Annotated in this window: 13 protein-coding genes; 3 read left to right on the top strand and 10 right to left on the bottom strand. The window is 71.9% G+C overall.

Going from position 1 to position 17,436, the window contains the following annotated elements; genetic code table 11:
* Window positions 1–65: 65 nt before the first annotated feature.
* The gene (locus TR46_RS44985; protein ID WP_084717836.1) at window positions 66–1,184 is read right to left on the bottom strand and encodes a thaumatin family protein; all 1,119 of its coding nucleotides are present in this window, start codon (window positions 1,182–1,184) and stop codon (window positions 66–68) included.
* Between the two features lie 54 nt (window positions 1,185–1,238).
* On the opposite strand from TR46_RS44985, the gene TR46_RS03455 reads away from it, so the two are divergent.
* Window positions 1,239–3,194: a sigma-70 family RNA polymerase sigma factor gene (locus TR46_RS03455; RefSeq protein ID WP_084717834.1), complete on the top strand. Its 1,956-nt coding sequence runs from the start codon at window positions 1,239–1,241 to the stop codon at window positions 3,192–3,194.
* 31 nt (window positions 3,195–3,225) lie between these two features.
* A complete protein-coding gene (locus tag TR46_RS03450; RefSeq protein ID WP_042393155.1) occupies window positions 3,226–4,644 on the top strand; it encodes an aminotransferase class V-fold PLP-dependent enzyme in 1,419 nt (472 codons plus the stop codon).
* On the opposite strand, the gene TR46_RS03445 is transcribed toward TR46_RS03450, so the two are convergent.
* The 4 genes from TR46_RS03445 to TR46_RS03430 all read right to left on the bottom strand — a co-directional run bounded on the left by TR46_RS03445 (window position 4,622) and on the right by TR46_RS03430 (window position 10,078).
* Window positions 4,622–6,373, bottom strand: coding sequence for an ATP-binding cassette domain-containing protein (locus TR46_RS03445; RefSeq protein WP_042393154.1), 1,752 nt, complete (start codon window positions 6,371–6,373; stop codon window positions 4,622–4,624). The genes TR46_RS03450 and TR46_RS03445 overlap by 23 nt on opposite strands.
* A gap of 74 nt (window positions 6,374–6,447) precedes the next feature.
* Entirely contained in the window at window positions 6,448–7,506 is a 1,059-nt protein-coding gene (locus TR46_RS03440) for a methyltransferase domain-containing protein (protein WP_042393153.1), read from the bottom strand.
* A 70-nt stretch (window positions 7,507–7,576) separates the two neighbouring features.
* Complete coding sequence (locus TR46_RS03435) at window positions 7,577–8,740, bottom strand: DUF5925 domain-containing protein (protein WP_042393149.1); 1,164 nt, start codon at window positions 8,738–8,740, stop codon at window positions 7,577–7,579.
* A gap of 249 nt (window positions 8,741–8,989) precedes the next feature.
* Window positions 8,990–10,078: an FAD-dependent oxidoreductase gene (locus TR46_RS03430; RefSeq protein WP_042393145.1), complete on the bottom strand. Its 1,089-nt coding sequence runs from the start codon at window positions 10,076–10,078 to the stop codon at window positions 8,990–8,992.
* Between the two features lie 417 nt (window positions 10,079–10,495).
* Between TR46_RS03430 and TR46_RS03425 the strand changes: the two genes are divergently transcribed.
* Window positions 10,496–11,170, top strand: a complete 675-nt coding sequence (locus tag TR46_RS03425; RefSeq protein WP_063770517.1) for a DedA family protein — start codon at window positions 10,496–10,498, stop codon at window positions 11,168–11,170.
* Window positions 11,171–11,299: 129 nt separating this feature from the next.
* Here TR46_RS03425 and TR46_RS03420 read toward each other — a convergent pair whose 3' ends face one another.
* The 5 genes from TR46_RS03420 to TR46_RS03400 all read right to left on the bottom strand — a co-directional run bounded on the left by TR46_RS03420 (window position 11,300) and on the right by TR46_RS03400 (window position 17,395).
* Window positions 11,300–12,349, bottom strand: a complete 1,050-nt coding sequence (locus TR46_RS03420; protein WP_042393143.1) for an ABC transporter ATP-binding protein — start codon at window positions 12,347–12,349, stop codon at window positions 11,300–11,302.
* Window positions 12,346–13,446, bottom strand: a complete 1,101-nt coding sequence (locus TR46_RS03415) for an ABC transporter permease (RefSeq protein ID WP_063770516.1) — start codon at window positions 13,444–13,446, stop codon at window positions 12,346–12,348. The genes TR46_RS03420 and TR46_RS03415 overlap by 4 nt, the downstream gene beginning before the upstream one ends.
* Window positions 13,447–13,449: 3 nt before the next feature.
* Window positions 13,450–14,430, bottom strand: coding sequence for an ABC transporter permease (locus tag TR46_RS03410; protein WP_042393136.1), 981 nt, complete (start codon window positions 14,428–14,430; stop codon window positions 13,450–13,452).
* Window positions 14,427–15,599, bottom strand: coding sequence for an ABC transporter ATP-binding protein (locus TR46_RS45280; RefSeq protein WP_042393134.1), 1,173 nt, complete (start codon window positions 15,597–15,599; stop codon window positions 14,427–14,429). Before TR46_RS45280 ends, TR46_RS03410 begins: the two co-directional genes overlap by 4 nt.
* 113 nt (window positions 15,600–15,712) lie before the next feature.
* A complete protein-coding gene (locus TR46_RS03400) occupies window positions 15,713–17,395 on the bottom strand; it encodes an ABC transporter substrate-binding protein (RefSeq protein WP_042393132.1) in 1,683 nt (560 codons plus the stop codon).
* Window positions 17,396–17,436 lie beyond the last annotated feature (41 nt).

Below are 17,436 nucleotides of genomic sequence, written 5' to 3'. Positions count from 1 at the left end.
CGATTGTTTCGGCGCCGACCCAAGAAGGTCTTATATCACCTGGGCTCTTCCAAGAAGCGGCAGCCCTACGGCGACAGGCCGAAGGTGATCCGGTAACCGGCCTCCCCGGTCGCCGTGAAGGTGCTGGTGGCGTCGTCGTCGCAGTAGGAGTAGGCGAACGGCTCGGCCCGCTTGAAGTCGGCCGCGTAGTCCACCGGCCACTTGGTGGGGTCGCAGGCCGAGCGTGCCGCCCACTGGCCCCGGCAGCAGTACTGGTCCGTCCCGAACACCCCGCACGGCGATTCGCAGCCGACCACCGCCCCGCCGGCGTGGATCTGCAGCGGGGCGGGGCAGACCACGGGCTTGGTGCAGCCGGCGGCCGAGCAGCCGTCGGCGCTGATCGCGTCCTTGGAGCTGCCGCCGACCTGGTTGATCCACATCGGCAGATTGGATCCGTCGACCATGCTGACGTCGTAGAAGTCCAGCCCGCTCCAGGCGTTGAGGTTGAACTCGGCCAGCGTCGCCGGGATGGAGCCGTAGCCGGGGCACTGGAACCTGCCGTCGCAGTCCCCGGTCTGGCAGTGGCCGGATCCGGCGGCGTTGAAGGAGCACCCGGTGCGGCCCCAGAAACGGCCGTTCCAGTGGTCGGGGACGGAGACGGTCAGCGACTGACCCGGCTTCAGCACCCAGCCGGTGGTACTCAGCGCGGGCTGCGCGGTCTGCTGACCGGCCGCCACCCAGATCGTCTGCGAGACGGCGTTGACGAAGGTGACGCTGCGGTGGCCGGCAGCTGCGGGCGACGCGGGTACGGAGGCGGTCCGCGTCCGGGAGGCAGCAGCAGCGGTGGCGGCGGGACGGGCGGTCGAGGCCGGGGCGCCGGCGGAGGGGTGGGTCGGCGAGGCGGCGGCGCGGGGGGACAGGGATGCGGGGGGGGGCCGCGGACAGGGACGGGGACGGAGCGGCGTCCGCCCCCGGGACGGACGGCTGCGCCACCGCCACGGTGGTCGGAGCCGGCCCCGACTGCGCGGATGTGGTGCTGATGACCACGGCGAGCACCGCCACTCCGGTGGCGGCCAGCGCCGCCCACCACTTCCACCGCATCCACGTTCCGGAACTACGTCCTCTGGTTCCCATGTATCGGAGACGGGCGAGGTCCCACAGGACAACAGAAATCCCGTAGGTTTCCGTTGTCCGCGGCGGCTCACCCCGTCTCCTGTACAGCGGGGCGCCGCACACCGGGCGAAGGGACACGGAACGAGATGACCTCAGGCGGGACGACCTCAGGCGGACGGAGCAGGAGGACCGGCGCGGCGAGCGCGGGCACGGTGCTGGCCGCCCGCGGGGGCGACGCCCGGGCCCTGGACCTGCTGGTGGCCGAGTCGCTGCCGCTGGTCTACAACATCGTCGGCCGAGCCCTGGACGGGCATCCGGACACCGACGACGTGGTCCAGGAGACCCTTCTGCGGGTCGTCCGCGGGCTGGGCGAGTTGCGCGAACCCGAGGCGTACCGGTCCTGGCTGGTCGCCATCGCGGTGCGCCAGGTCCGCGACCGGGAGCGGGAGCGCAGCAGTTCCCGGAGCCGCCAGGCGGGTCTGGACACGGCCGAGGAGATACCCGACCCGGCCTCGGACTTCACCGCGCTCACCGTGCTCAGGCTCGGCCTGACCGACCAGCGCCGCGAGGTCGCCGAGGCGACCCGCTGGCTGGACGAGGACGACCGGGCGCTGCTCGCGCTGTGGTGGCTGGAGGAGACCGGCGAGATCGGCCGGTCCGAACTGGCCGAGGCGCTGGGGCTGTCGGCGCGGCACACCTCGGTCCGGGTCCAGCGGATGAAGGAGCAGATGCAGACGGCGCGGACCATCGTCCGCGCGCTCCGGGCCGAGCCGGGCTGCCCGGGTCTGTACGAGCTGACCCGGACCTGGGACGGTACGCCGGGAGCGCTCTGGCGCAAGCGCCTGGCCCGGCACATCCGTGACTGCGCGGTGTGCGACGGGCAGAGCCGGTCGCTGTTCCCGGTCGGGCAGTTGCTGGGCGGGCTGCCGCTGCTCCCGGTGCCGCCGGCGCTGGCCGACTGGGGCGCGCGGGGCGCGCAGAATGCGCAGAGCGCTCTGCCGCACACCGCGGCGCTACGCCGCGGGCACCGCGCGGCATCGAAGGGCGGCCGGGCGCTGCTGCACGGACGGGTGTTCGCGGTCTCGGCCGCCGCCACCGGGGTCGCAGGCGTCGCGGTCGCCGCGCTGCTGGTGGCGGGCCTGGGCACTGGCCCGGCCGCGGACACCGGGCCGGTTGCCGCCGACCGGTCCGCCGCGGCGGCGACCGCGCCTGACGTACCGTCACCGACCACGCCGTCAGCCCCGCCGTCTCCCGCGGCGACGCACAGCCGCACCGCCTCCAACAGCGCGAGCGCATCGCGCAGCGCCGCGCCCGGTGCATCGAAGGCCCCCGCCGTCCAGGCGCCGGTCGTCCCGGCGAGTTCGTCCAAGAAGGGGGTCAGCGCCTGGAGCTTCAGCGGCGTGAACAGCGCGCTCACCCAGTCCGGGGCCAGTTGGTACTACACCTGGTCCACCACCCACTCGGGCATCACCACCCCGACCGGTGTCGGCTTCGTGCCGATGATCTGGGGATCCGGATCGGTCACCGCGACCGCGCTGGCACAGGCGAAGAGCGCCGGTCCCTACCTGCTGGGCTTCAACGAGCCCGACATGTCCGCCCAGTCCCATATGACGGTCGATCAGGCACTGCAGTTCTGGCCGCAGCTGGAGGCCACCGGGAAGGTGTTGGGCAGCCCCGCCGTCGCCTACGGCGGCGACACCGCCGGGGGCTGGCTGGACCGGTTCATGAGCGGGGCCAAGGCCAAGGGCTACCGGGTCGACTTCATCGCCCTGCACTGGTACGGCGGCGACTTCACCACCACGGACGCCGTCGCCCAGCTGCGCGGCTACCTCCAGGCCGTCCACGACCGCTACCACCTGCCGATCTGGCTCACCGAGTACGCGCTCATCAACTTCTCCGGCGGCACCAGCAGTTACCCGACCGGCCCGCAGCAGGCCGCCTTCGTCACCGCCTCCACGAAGATGCTCGCCGGTCTCGACTACCTGCAGCGCTACGCCTGGTTCGCTCTCCCCGCCTCGGACACGGCGGCCAGTACCGGGCTGTTCCGCAGCGGTCCGGTGGCCACGGATGCCGGACGGGCGTTCGAGAGTGCGGGCGGATAATGCGGTAGTCGTTCCCGCCGCAGGAGGAACCATGTCCGTCGCATCCGTGCCAGCATCCGTCCCCGCATCCGGATCCTCCTTCGCGCGGCTGCGCGCCGAGGAGTACGGCTATCTCGACCGCAAGGGCCATGTCTACCTGGACCACACCGGGGCCGGGCTGCCGGCGGAGTCGCAACTCACCGCCCACGCCGCGCGGATAACCGGCGACTGCTTCGGCAACCCGCACTCGGAGAACCCCACCGCCGCCGCCTCCGACCGGCTGGTCGCCGAGACCCGCGCGGCCGTGCTGCGGCACCTCAACGCCGATCCGGAGGAGTACGCGGCGGTCTTCACCGCCAACGCCAGCGGCGCCTGCCGGGTCGTCGGCGAGGCCTACCGGTTCGGCCGGGGGAGCCGGCTGGTGCTGCCGCTGGACAACCACAACTCGGTCAACGGCCTACGGGAGTTCGCCCGCGCCAAGGGCGCGCGGACCGTTTATGTGCCTTTCGACGGGCCGGAGTTGCGGATCTCGGAGGAGGCCCTGCTGCGGAGCCTCAGCCCGCGCTCACGCCGCCGCCCCGGTCTGCTGGCCTATCCCGCGCAGAGCAACTTCACCGGTGTCCAGCACCCGCTGGAGTGGATCGCGGCAGCCCAGCAGCGGGGCTACGACGTCCTGTTGGACGCGGCCGCCTACCTTCCCAGCAATGCGTTGGACCTGAGCCGGGTGCGCCCCGACTTCGTGACCGTCAGCTGGTACAAGGTCTTCGGCTACCCGACCGGCATCGGCTGCCTGGTCGCCCGGCGCGGGGCGCTGGCCGGGCTGCGCCGGCCCTGGTTCTCCGGCGGCACCATCCAGGTCGTCAGCGCCCAGGGGGAGTGGCACCGGATGACCGACGACGAGACCGCGTTCGAGGACGGCACCCTCAACTTCCTCAGCATCCCGGACGTGGCGACCGGGCTGGCCCACGTCCGGGGCATCGGCATCGACGCGATCCACGAGCACGTCATGGGGCTGACGGCGGGACTCCTCGAGGGCCTGCGCGCGCTGCGCCACGGCAACGGGGCGCCGATGGTCCGCCTCTACGGCCCGGAGACCACCGAGCGCCGGGGCGGCAGCGTCACCCTCAATGTGCTGGCCCCGGACGGTGCCGTGGTGGACGAACGGATCGTCAGCAGGGAGAGCAGCGCCCGCGGCATCTCGCTGCGGACCGGCTGCTTCTGCAACCCCGGTGCGGGGGAGGGCGCCTTCGGCATCCCGCGCCGGCTGCTGGCCGGTGCGGTCCGGCGGACCACCGGCACCATCGACGACTACCTGTCCCGGCTCGGACTGCCCTCCGGTGGCGCGGTCCGGGTCTCGCTGGGCCTCTCCTCCAACCAGGCCGACGTGGACGCCTTCCTCGGCTTCCTGGCCGATTCCTACCGGGACCGGCGAGTGGGGGACGAACAGCTCAGCCCGCGGCTGCGCTGCTGACCTCCGGCCCGCGGACCCCGGCCCGGGTCCCTGCCGCCCGGGCCTGCGGGCAGCGCCGGGCCAGCACCGCCCAGGCCCCGGCCAGGAACAGCACGGTGAAGCCGGCCAGCCAGACCCAGCCCCGTGCGGTCGGTCCGCCGAAGGTGTCCCCGTAGGAGGACAGCAGCGGTGGCCCGAGGGGGGAGCGGCCGTGCGCCCAGAGCGCGTCCAGGCCGATCCCGCTGCCCAGCGACTCGAACGCCCAGCGGTTGGTCATCGCCCAGCTCAACGCCCGACCGGGCCACGCCATCTGCGGCACCGGGACGAAGGCGCCGGAGAACAGCACCTGCGGGAAGCAGAGCAGCGGCAGCATCAGCGTCGCCTGCCCGGGCTCCGACACCGCCGCCGACGCCAGCAGACCCATGGCCAGCGCGGCGGCCGAGGCCAGCACGGTGGTCGCGAACAGCGACCCGTAGACCGGCCAACCGGCCGCCGGCAGCCGGTCCAGCGCCCGCAGCACGACCAGCAGCAGCGCGTCGGCCGCCGCCAGGACCGGCAGGAGCACGGTCGCCTTCGAGAGCACATAGGGACCCAGCCGAAGCACCGTCAGCCGCTCCCGGCGGACGACGGCCACCTCGGTGCAGATCTGCAGCAGGCCGTAGGTGAGGCCGAAGAAGAAGGCTCCGAAGGCGATCCAGAAAAGGATCATCCCCGAGGTGGCGGGACTTGGGTCGGACGCGTCGAACGCCCCGGTCCGGAACAGCATCACGAACATCGCCACGATCATCACCGGCGAGCCGGCCAGCACCGCGACCGACAGCCGGTTGCGGAGCATGATGTCCGCACTGCGCCGGGTGAGCAGCGCCCACTGGCCGAACGAGCCGAGCGGACGCGGGCCGCCGGGGCCCGGTGCCGGGTCGGGTCCGGTCCCTGCCAGGTCCTGGACGACGTAATCCTCGGCGTCCCCAGCGTCCCCAGCGTCCCCAGCGTCCCCAGCGTCCCCAGCGTCCTCGGTGTTCTCCGTGACCGCCCCGTAGACCTCCTCGACGGTGTCGACGCCGAAGCGGGTACTGAGCCCCTCCGGTGGGCCCAGGTGGACCAGGCGCCCGTCCGGGCTCAGAAAGCCCACGCTGTCGCAGCCGGACAGGTCCGCCGGAGTGTGGGTGGTGAGCACCACCGCCGTGCCCTGCCTGCTCAGCTCCCGCAGCAGGGTGATGAGTTCGGCGCCGGTCGCGGGGTCGAGACCGGACGTCGGCTCGTCCAGGAACAGCACCTCGGGCCGGGTCAGCAACTCGACCGCGATGCTGGCACGCTTGCGCTCGCCCCCGCTCAACCGTCCCACTCGCAACCCGGCCCGCTCGGTCAGCCCCAGCGCGCCGAGCACCCGGTCGACCGCGGCCCGCACCTCGGTGCTCCCGGTCCCGGACGGCAGCCGCAGCCGTGCCGCGTACTCCAGTGTCCGGGCCAGCGGGAGATCCCGGTGGATGATGTCGTCCTGCGGAACGAACCCCAGCGCTCCCGGCGCCGCGGTGACCGAGCCGCGGTCGGGGGCGCGTACCCCGGCGAGGACCTCGAGCAGCGTGGTCTTCCCCGCACCGCTGCTCCCCGCCAGCGCCAGCAACTGCCCGGGCAGGACCGTCAGCGATATCCCGCGCAGGATCTCCGCCCCGCCCCGGGCGGCGTCCACCCCCACCCGCCGGGCCGTGATCCGGGCCGCACCGGACCTGACCGTCCCGCCCTGTTCCTGCATCTGACTCCCCGTCACCTCTGCCGCCGTCGGCTGCCGCTGCCGCTGTCGCTGCCCGGTCCGATCGGGCCCAGAGCCTATCCGTTGTACGGGCCGGCCTCCGCGGGGACGTCCACCACGGTGAGGTAGAGCGTGGCCGAGGCCAGGAACGGCCCCTCGGTGAGATGCGCCAGCCAGCGCTCGGCCTCGTCGGGACGGAAGTAGCCCGCGGCCACCGCGCGTTCGGTGTTGCGCCGCAGACCGAGCACCTGGTCGGCCTCCCGGACGTCCCGGAAGACCGAGACGACGGGCAGCACGGCCGAGACGGTGAAGCCGGCGTCGACGGCCAGCCGGGCCGACTGCCGTCCGAGCGCGCCGTTGCGGACGATCCGCTCGGCGATGTGGCGGGTGTAGGCGCGGGAGAGCTGCAGTTCGGGGTGGTCGACCGCCAGCGTCTCCCAGTCCGGCTCGGCCATCACCAGCCTCCCACCGGGTCGCAGTACCCGCCGCACCTCGGCCAGCACCCCGGCGGGATCGGCCACATGCTGCAGTACCCGGTCGGTGTGCGCCCGGTCGAAGCTACCCTCGGCGTACGGCAGCGCGTGGATGTCGCCGCGCTGCAGCGACACCTGGGGCAGCCCTGTGGTCCTGGCCCGGGCCCGGTCGAGCATCTCGGCACCGGAGTCGATCCCGAACACCGCCCCGGACGGCGTCACGGCCTCGGCCAGCGCGGCGAGGTCGGTCCCCGGACCGCAGCCCAGATCGAGCACGGCCTGGCCGGGACGCACCGCCAGCGCCTCCACCGCCAGTTGCTTATAGGACTGGACGAACTCCGTGGCGGCGAGCCGGTCCTGGTAGCCGACCCGGTCCGGCACCGCCGTCTCGAAGAGCTGCTCGGCCACCCGTGCGGTGGAGGCGAGCTCCAGCTCCAGCGTCTCCTGTCCCAGCAGGGTCAGCCGGAAGGGGAGTTGACGCCCCTGCAGCTCCATCCGCTCGATCAGCCCCTTGGCCTCAAGCCGGGCGAGCGCCCCCGACAGGCTCCCGCGCCCGAGCCGGGCCCCTGTCAGTTTCTCGATGGCGGTGTTGATCCCGTACCCGTGCAGCGGGCCGTCGGCGAGGACGAAGAGTGTGAGCATCTGGGCATCGTTGGTGCGCACGGCGGCACCCTCCCCTCAATGGCACGCGACGCGTGCTAGTGGTGGGAGCAGTATGCACCAGGCAGACGGGCTACAGATACAGCCCGTCGCCCGCCGGTGCGGGGGTCGGCAGCAGGATGCCGGGGCCCTGGCGGAGGGCGTACAGCTCGGCGAGGGTCGCGCCACCCGACGGGGTCGGGGCGGCGGCGGACAGCCAGTCGCCGGCCTCGGCCTCGGTGAGCGGACCGACCTCGATGCGGGCCAGGCAGCGGCCCGGGCGGACCACGGCGGGGTGGAGGCGTTCCAGGTCCTCGTTGGTGGTGACCGCCACCAGGACCTTGCGGCCCTGGCCGAGCAGACCGTCCGTCAGGTTCAGCAGTCGGGAGAGGGCCTGGCCGGCGGCGCGTTTGGCGCCGCCGCGGATCAGTTCGTCGCAGTCCTCCAGGAGCAGCAGGCGCCACTGCTCCTCGGCGCCGTCGTCGCTGCCGCCGTGGTGGGGGCGCTGCGGGCCGAGCGCGACCTCGATCAGGTAGCCGGGGTCGGAGAACAGCCGCTCCGGGTCGAGCACGCATTCCACCGAGCACCACTCCCGCCAGGCGCGGGCCAGGGTCCGCAGCGCGGTGGTCTTGCCGGTGCCGGGCGGGCCGTGCATCAGCAGCAGCCGGCCCATCACCTGGTCGGGCTGAAGGCTCATCAGGCCGTCGAAGGAGTCGACGACGCTGCGGGTGTAGTTCCCGCGTACCGCGTCCCAGCCCGGGGCCTCGATCCTGCGCCGGGCCCGGACCGGGCCGCGACCGGCGGCGAGGTGCCAGAAGCCCATGGCGACGACGTCCTCCTCGGTGGGCTTCTCCTCCTCCGCGCCCTCGACGGCCTGGGCCAGGACCTCCTTGGCGAGTTCGTCGTCGGTGGCGGTGACGGTGACGTCCGCGTTGACCGTGCCGCCGTTCCGCCACCAGGACGCCTTGAGGGTCCAGCCGGGGCCGTCGGCCAGCAGCACGGTGCGGTTGTCCGCCTCGCTGCGGCGGATCACCCGCGCTCCGGGCGGCAGCAGCGTCGCGTCCGGCCTGGCCGGACTGATCGAGGCGGACCTGGCCCAGGGCTGGGAGCCGGTGGCGAAGGAGGCGAGGGCGAGGGCGTCCACGACGTCGCCGGGGCCGTTCCCGTCGTCCAGGCTGATGCGTAGCGGCAGCAGGTCGGCGGGCTCGACGGAACCGGCCGTCCCGTCGCTCGGACCGGCCTGATGCAGAAGAGTCATGCAGGAGATGATCCGCTACGAGCAGGCTTCGGCACAGCGCTTTTCGCAGTCGATCACCGGGGCGGGGCCGAGCCCGGAGCCCCCAGGTGCCGTGGGAAGCCGTCACGAGGGGGCGCCGAGGGGTGGCTCGGCTGGGTCGGACGCCCTTCAGGGCCTGTCGGCCAGGAAGACCGCTGCGACGTGCCTCACATCAAGCCATCAAGGTGACGCAGCGTCAATAGCGATGCCAGGATTCATGAGTTGAACACATCAGACGAGTGACCGCGCACGATCCTGCAAGAACCGGTCCACCGCGACCGCTGCTGCCCGCCCGGCCCGGTTGGCGCCGACGGTGCTGGCGGAGGAGCCGTAGCCGACCAGATGGATCCGGGCGTCGGCGACCGCCCTGGTCCCGTCCAGGCGGATGCCGCCGCCGGGGGAGCGCAGGTTGAGCGGCGCCAGGTGGCCCACCTCGGGGCGGAAGCCGGTGGCCCAGACGACGGCGTCGAGGCGTTCGGTGCGGCCGTCCGGCCAGACCGCGCCCTCCGGGGTGAGCCGCTCGAACATCGGCAACCGGTTCAGTGCGCCCAGCTCCCTGGCCCGGAGCAGCGCCGGCGACGGCGGCAGCCCGGTGACCGAGACCACGCTGGCCGGCGGCAGGCCGGCGCGGACCCGGCGCTCCACCATGGCGACGGCGGCGCGGCCCAGCTCCGGGGTGAACCGGTCCTCGCGGAAGACCGGCGGCCGCCTGGTCACCCAGAGGGTGTCGGCGACGGCTGCCGTCTCGGCCAGGACCTGGATCGCCGAGGCCCCGCCGCCCACCACCAGCACCCGCCGGCCTGCGAACTCCTGTGGGCCGAGGTAGTGCGAGCTGTGCAGCTGCCGGCCGCGGAAGTCGGCGGCGCCCGGGACCGCCGGGATGAACGGCCTGGTCCAGGTCCCGGTCGCGTTGACCAGCGCCCGCGCGGTCCACTGCCCGGCGTCCGACTGCACCAGCAGCCGTCCTTCGCCGGCCTCACGTACCGCGTGGACCCGGACCGGGCGCAGCACCGGCAGGTCGTGGGCGCGCTCGTAGGCGGCGAAGTACTCCGGCAGCGCCTCGCGCGCCGGGCGCTGCTCGGCGAAGGGCGGCAGCGGCATGCCTGGCAGCTCGTGGAAGCCGTGCACGGCGGCCATGGTGAGGGTCGGCGGCCGGTGCGCCCAGGCCCCGCCGGGGGCCGGGTCGGCGTCCAGGACGGTGAAGCCCCTGCCTGGCTCGAACCCGCGGCGGCGCAGATGGAAGGCGGCCGACAGCCCGGCCTGCCCGGCGCCGATCACCACGACGTCGGTTCGATGCTGTACTGCTTCCTGGTCAACCATCACACCGGTGCAACAACGGTCACGGTGAGCTGCTTCCCACACGATTCGCAGTACGCCGGGTCGTACCCGAGAGGGAGAGCAGAGTGCGTTCGGACCCTGAGATTCCTAGGGGTAGGCCGGGTCCTCTGGGCGGATCACCCGAGCGCCGCCTCCTTCTAGCGTTGGATCCATGGAGCGTATGACGGGACCGACGCAAACGACGGAACTGACGGAACAGGCGAGCATCGACCGGCGGGTACTGGCGCAGCGGGACGCGGACGGGTGGCTGTTCCTCGTCGAGGCGGCGCAGACCGGATGGGCATCACTGCGAACGGCCTGGCAGTCGGTCGTGCGCCCGGGCCGGCAGCCGCCCGCACGGGTGCCCCCGGCCCGCGTGGCGGCGGCTCGCCTGCCCGCCCCAGGCGGAGGTGCCCCGCGATGAGCTGGATCCAGCAGCTGCTGGTTCAGCTGCCGCCCCCGGCGGTGTACGGGGCGGTGGCGGCGGTGGTGCTGGCCGAGTCGGTGCTGCTGCTCAGCGCGTTCGCGCCGAGCCTGACCACGCTGCTGATCTCGGGATTCCTGGCGCGGACCGGCACCGTGCAGCTGCCGCTGGTGATCGCTACCGCGGTGGCCGCGGTGCTGGTGGGGGACCTGCTCGCGCAGCGGACCGGACGGGCGCTGGGACCGCGGCTGGGCACCGGCGCGGTCGGCCGCCGGATCCCCAGGGGGATGCTGACCCGGACCTACCGGCTGCTGGCCCGGCGCGGCGGGGCGGCGGTCTTCCTCTGCCGCTTCATGCCGGTGGTACGGACGCTGGCGCCGCACCTCGCCGGCGCGGCCGGGCTCAGGTTCCGCAGGATCGCGCCGTACAGCCTGGCCGCGGGGGCGCTCTGGGCGACCGCCGAGTCGATGACGGGGTACGCGGTGGGGGCCTCGTACACCCGGCTGACCTCGGTCGGACCGCTGCTGGGTGCGGGCGCGGCGGTGCTGCTCGCGGCGGCCGCGCTGGTACTGCGGCGCAGGTCGCTGCGGGAGCAGCGGGGGGCTGCCGACGTCGTCGTAACGCTGCCGGTCGAGGAGGTCGAGGTCAGGGAGCTGGTGATCGGGCCGTAGCCGGCTGGGCGCGCCACCCCTGGTGGCTGCAACCGACCCACAGTGGTCCGGCTGCAGCCCCATAGGGGCGCTGGGAACTGCGCGACAAGCCCTGCACAGCCCGCACCCCGACGATCCGTCAGATCCCGGTCAGCCGCCCCCGGGGTGCAGCCAGCAGGCGACCGTGCGGTCGCCGTCGGCGCGGTCCGCGGGGACGGCCAGCGGCGGCAGCTCGGTGCGGCAGGGGTCGAAGGCCTTCGGGCAGCGCGGGTGGAACGCGCAGCCGGTGGGCATCGACCGCAGGTCCGGCGGCGAGCCCGGGATGCCGCTGAGCTCCCGCCGCTCCCCGCGCAGCGGCGGGAAGGCGTTGAGCAGGCCGTGGCTGTAGGGGTGCAGCGAGTCCCGGTACAGCTTGGCCGCCGGGGCCTCCTCCACGATCCGGCCGCCGTACATGATGGCGATCCGGTCCGAGAACTCGACCAGCAGCGACAGGTCATGGGTGATGAACAGCACCGAGAAGCCCAGACGCTCCCTCAGATCGACCAGCTGTCGCAGGATCTGACGCTGCATCACCACATCCAGCGCGGTCGTCGGCTCGTCCATGATGACGACCTGCGGCTCCAGCGCCAGCGCCATGCCGATCATCACCCGTTGGCGCATGCCGCCGGACAGCTGGTGCGGGTAGCTGCCCAGCCGGTCCGGGGAGATGCCGACCAGCTTCAGCAGTTCCTTGGCCCGCTCCAGCCGGGCCGACTTGCTCATCCTCGGTTCGTGCGCCGCGATGACGTCCATCAGCTGGGAGGCGACGGTGTGCACCGGGTTCAGCGAGTTCATCGCGCCCTGGAAGACGATCGAGGTCTCGGCCCAGCGGAACTGCCGCAGCCCGGCGTCGTTCAGCCGGAGCACGTCCACCGGGTCGCCGCCCGGCTGGTGGTAGACGACCTTGCCGCCGGTGATCACGCCGGGCGGGGGCAGCAGCCGGGTCAGGCCGTAGGCCAGGGTGGACTTTCCGCTGCCGCTCTCGCCGGCCAGGCCGAGCACCTCGCCGCGGTGCAGGGTCAGGCTGACGTCGCGGACCGCCTGGACCGATTCCTTGCCCAGGCCGTAGTCGACGCACAGGTTCTGGATCTCGAGGACCGGCTCCTTGCCCGCGGGCGTGCGCGGGCCGGGGGACTTGTAGCCCGGGGTCTGGGTGCTCACTGTGCTACGTCCTCACTCGTGCTGGTGGATCCGACCAGGCCGGAGGTGCCGGTGGCGGAGCCGCTGCCGGTACCGGACCCGGCTGCGGTCTCCGGCTCCTCGTCCGGGATCGGGATGACGACCGGGGTGAAGCCGACCCGCATCCGCACCGGGCGGCCGTCGGCGCCCTTGGCCCCGCGCTCGCCGTTGTTGCGCAGCCGCGGGTTGACGAACTCGTCGATGCCGAAGTTCACCAGCGACAGCGAGGTGCCCAGGATGGCGATGGCGAGCCCGGCCGGCACGAACCACCACCAGGCGCCCTGGGCCAGCGCCTGCTGGCTCTGCGCCCAGTAGAGGACGGTGCCCCAGTTCCAGTCGGCCAGTCCGGGGACGCCGATGAAGGCCAGGATGATCTCGCTCATCACCGCGTAGATCATCGTTCCGATGAAGCCGGAGATGATCACCGCGCTCAGGTTGGGCAGCAGTTCGAAGATGACGATGCGCCAGGTCGACTCGCCGGTGGCGCGGGCCGCCTCGATGAAGTCGCGGCGGCGCAGCGACAGGGTCTGCGCGCGCAGCACCCGGGCGCCCCAGGCCCACGAGGTGAAGCCGATCACCAGGCCGACCACGGTCTCGCCGCCGGTGGGCAGGCTGGAGGTGATGATGATGATCAGCAGCAGCGCCGGGATCACCAGGAAGACGTTGGTCAGCGCGGACAGCAGGTCGGAGGCGAATCCGCCGAGGTAGCCGGAGGTCACCCCGATCAGCACGGCCAGCACGCTGGCGACCAGGCCGGCCAGGAAGCCCACGTACATCACGCTGCGGGTACCGTCGACGACCTGGCTGAAGATGTCCTGGCCGAGGTGGGTGGTGCCGAACCAGTGGTGCCAGGACGGCGCCTGCAGCAGGTCGTTGCTGCGCGCACTCGGGTCGTAGGGCGTGATGTAGGGGCCGACGATCGCCAGGACGGTGAAGAACAGCAGCAGCCCGGCCCCGACGGCGGCCTTGGGGCTGGACAGGAAGCGCAGGTGGCGGCGCTTGGACCGGGAGGAGTCCGGCGCGGTCGCGCCGGGGTCCGTGGGGGCGACGGCAGTCACATTGGACGCGGCGGTGGCCATCGCTCAGCCCTCCTTGCGGGTGCGCGGGTCGAGGATCAGATAGGCGATGTCGGCCAGCAGGTTGGCCAGCAGCACCGCCAGGGTGATGCACAGGAAGACGCCCTCCATCAGCGGGTAGTCGGTGGAGCCGACGGCCTGCAGCATCTCGTAGCCGATGCCCGGGTAGTTGAAGACGATCTCCACCAGCACCGTGGAGCCCAGGATCTGGCCGATCGCCAGCGAGAACCCGGAGACATTGGGGAGCAGCGCGTTGCGGGCCGCGTAGCTGAACATCACCCGGCGGTCCGACAGCCCCTTGGCGTGGGCGACGGTGATGTAGTCCTCCGAGCCGACGGTGACCATCATGTTGCGCATGCTGAGGATCCAGCCGCTCATGGTGGTGATCACCAGCATCCCGAGCGGCAGCCAGCTGTGCTCGATGGCGCTGCCGATGAAGGTGGTGTCGGCGTGCGGGATCAGCCCGGGGTCGTAGCCGCCGGAGACCGGGAAGCTGCTGCCCACCGCGATCACCGTGGCCACCGTCAGCAGGCCCAGCCAGAACGCCGGGATCGAGGAGATGAAGGTGGTGACCGGCAGCAGGAAATCCAGGCGGGAGCCGCGCAGCCAGCCGGACAGCACACCCAGGAGGGTGCCGATGAGGAAGCTGATGACGGTCGCCGCGCCGGCCAGGCCGATGGTCCAGGGCAGTGCGTTGCCCAGGATGGTGGAGACCGGGGTGGGGAAGTTGGAGAAGGAGATGCCCAGGTCGCCGTGGGCCAGTTTGGCCAGGTAGGCGGTGTACTGGTGCCAGAGGCTCTGGTGCTTGTTCAGCCCGAACAGGATGTAGAGCGAGGCGATCGCGTGCGAGTCGATCTGGCCCCGGTTCTTGTTGATCAGGGCCATCACCGGGTCGCCGGGTATCAGCCGGGGGATGAAGAAATTGATGGTGATCGCGGCCCAGGCGGTGAAGACGTAGAACGCCAGCCGCTGCAGGAAGTACTTCACTCGGTCACCTCCGCGGGGGTCTCGGCCTTCGCCGGTGCCTCGGCCTTCGCCGGTGCCTCGGCCTTCGCCGGTGCCTCGGCCTTCGCGGGGGCCTCGGCCTTGGCGGGACCGTGCTCGGCGTCGAACAGCCAGCAGGCGGCCCAGTGCCCCGGGTCGCCGTCGACCGGCAGCCGCGGCGGCAGCTCGGTGCGGCAGATGTCCATGGCGTGCGGGCAGCGCGGGTTGAACCGGCAGCCGGCTGGGGGGTCGATCAGGCTCGGCGGCTCGCCGCCCGAGGAGTCCTCGGTGTCGTCCGGGGTGCCCTCACCGACGATGCGGTCCGGGTCCGGAGCCGAGTGGATCAGCAGCTGGGTGTAGGGGTGCGCGGGGTTCTGGGTGACCGTCTCGCTGTCGCCGCCCTCCACCATCCGCCCCGCGTACATCACCAGGGTGTCGTCCGCGAAGTAGCGGGCCGAGGCGATGTCATGGGTGATGTAGAGGATGGCCAGGTGCAGCCGCTCCTTGAGGTCGCGCAGCAGGTTGAGCACACCGAGCCGGATCGACACGTCCAGCATGGAGACCGGCTCGTCGGCGAGCAGGGCTTCGGGATCGGCCGCGAGGGCTCGGGCGATCGCCACGCGCTGGCGCTGGCCGCCGGACAGCTCGTGCGGGAACTTGTCCAGGTAGCGGGTGGCCGGGGTGAGCTGGACCCGCTCCAGCAAATTCTCCAGCGCCTGCTGGAGCTCGACCGAGCCGCTGCCGGCGTTGTCGTGGATCCGCAGCGCCCGGGTCAGGTGGTAGCGGATGGTGTGGACCGGGTTCAGCGAGGCGAACGGGTCCTGGAAGATCATCTGGACCTTGCGGTTGTACGCCCGGAAGCGCCTGCCCCCGCGTACCGTCACCGACGTCCCGTGCAGCCGGATGTCGCCGCCGGTGCGCGGGTACAGCTGCGCGAGCAGCCTGGCCACGGTGGACTTCCCGGATCCCGACTCGCCGACCAGGGCGGTGACCCGGCCGCGGCGCAGCGTCAGGGTGACGTCGTCGACGGCGTGGACCACCCGTGGAGCACGGGTCATGGCCTGGCGTCCCACTCTGCGCACGGGGAAGTGCTTGGTGAGTCCGTCGGCCTCGAGGACGGTGTCGTTGTCCGGCGGCGCCGGTGGCTGATCTGACGTATGAGTCAGCGTCATCCCGGTATCCATTCGTGGTGGGTCGGGTGCCCCCGGTCCCGTCCCGTGGGGAGACGGGACGGGACCGGGGCGCGGGGGACGATCTGCGGGGGGACGGGGTGGTCGGGCGGCTGCTACTTCGCCGGCTTCAGCGAGAGCACGACCTGCAGCGCGTTGGGGATGGTCGGCTGCCCGCCCGCGTACACGTTGGAGTCGTCCGGCCAGCCGGTCCAGTTCTTGGTGGAGTACTCGGCGCCCACGTTGCCGGCCGAGGTCGGGATCATCGGCGTCTGCTGCACCATGATGTCCTCGATGGTGCTGAGGGCCTTGGCGCGGGAGGCGTCGTCGGCGGCGTTGGCGTAGTCCTTCAGGGCCTGCGTGGCCTGCGGGCTGTTGAAGCGGCCGTAGTTGCCGTTGGGGCTGTCGGTGCCGATGGGCTTGAGGTTGGCGCCGTCCATGATGTTCTCGTAGAAGTCGTACGGCGTGGAGCCGCCGTTCGTCCAGTGCATCGCCGCCTGGAAGTTGCCGGCGCCGATGGCCTTGGTCCAGGCGTTCTCGTCGGCCTTGTCGATGGTGGCCTTGATCCCGATCTGGGAGAAGTTGTCGGCGATGATGCTCAGGTCGGTCTGGTAGTCGGACCAGCCGGCCGGGTCGGTCAGGGTGATGGTGACCGGCTTGCCGCTGGGGTCGACCAGGGTGCTGCCGTTGTACTTGAAGCCGGCGGCGGTGAGCTTGGCCTTGGCGCCGGCCACGTCCACCGAGGCGGTCTTGCCCGCGTACTGCGGGGCGATGAACGAGTTGCCGGCCGGGGTGGGCAGCCCGGTGACGCTGTTGACCAGCGGCTTGAAGTAGCCCGACTCGCCCTGGTTGAAGATGTCCTCGCGGTTGATGACCATCGCCATCGCCCCGCGCAGCGCCGCGTTGTCGAACGGCTTGACGGTGGTGTTGATCCACAGGCCGTCGGCGCTCAGGTTCGGCGGGAAGAACAGGTGGTTGTGGGCCGGGTCCTTGGCGGCGTAGATGGTCTTGGCGTTGGGGATGAACACGTAGGACCACTCGGCCGCGCCGCTGGTCAGCGCGGTGGTCATGGTGTCGTTGCCGGAGTACGAGGTGTACTGCAGCTCCTTGACCGCCGGCGCGTCCTGCCAGTAGCCGCTGGACCGAGCGTCCAGGATGGCGTTCTGGGTGTTGATCGACTTCAGCGTGTACGGGCCGGTGCCGATCGGGTTGGAGACCACGTCCGTGGTCGGGTCCGCCATCGCGGACCACTGCTTCTTCTGGATCACGAAGGTCTTCAGCACCTTGGCCTGGGTGACGAACTGCGAGGTGTTGAAGTTGACGGTGACGGTGCTGCCGCTGGCGCTGGTGCTGGCGATGTCCAGCGCGTTGAAGTTGAGGGCGGGCTTGTCCTTCAGGATCTGGAAGGAGTAGGCCACGTCGTCGGCGGTCATCGCGGAGCCGTCGGAGAACTTCACGCCGTCACGCAGGGTGAAGGTGACGGTCTTGTAGTTGTTGGTCCAGTCCCACTTGGTGGCGAGCCACGGCTTGGCCGGGTCGGCGGGCTTGGCGTCGTTGGGCATCGCCATGGGCTCGTAGATCATGAAGCGGTAGCCGAGGGCCGCTGCCGCCGAGGAGTTGAGGTAGGGGTTGTTGTTGGCGGTCAGCGTCGCATCGGGCATGCCGATCTTCAGGACGGTGGCGCCGCCGGAGGAGCCGTTGTTGCTCTTGGTCCCAGGGTTGCTGCTGCTGCACGCGGCGAGGCAGGTTATCGCCAGGCCGCCGGCGAAGAGTGCGGTTGCGGTGCGGTTGACGCGCATTGATCCCCACTTCGGAAGATGTCGGTTTGAGGGTGTGGCTC

This window comes from Streptacidiphilus carbonis, assembly GCF_000787775.1.
GTDB lineage: Bacteria > Actinomycetota > Actinomycetes > Streptomycetales > Streptomycetaceae > Streptacidiphilus > Streptacidiphilus carbonis.
This window is presented reverse-complemented; position numbering and strand designations above follow the sequence as displayed.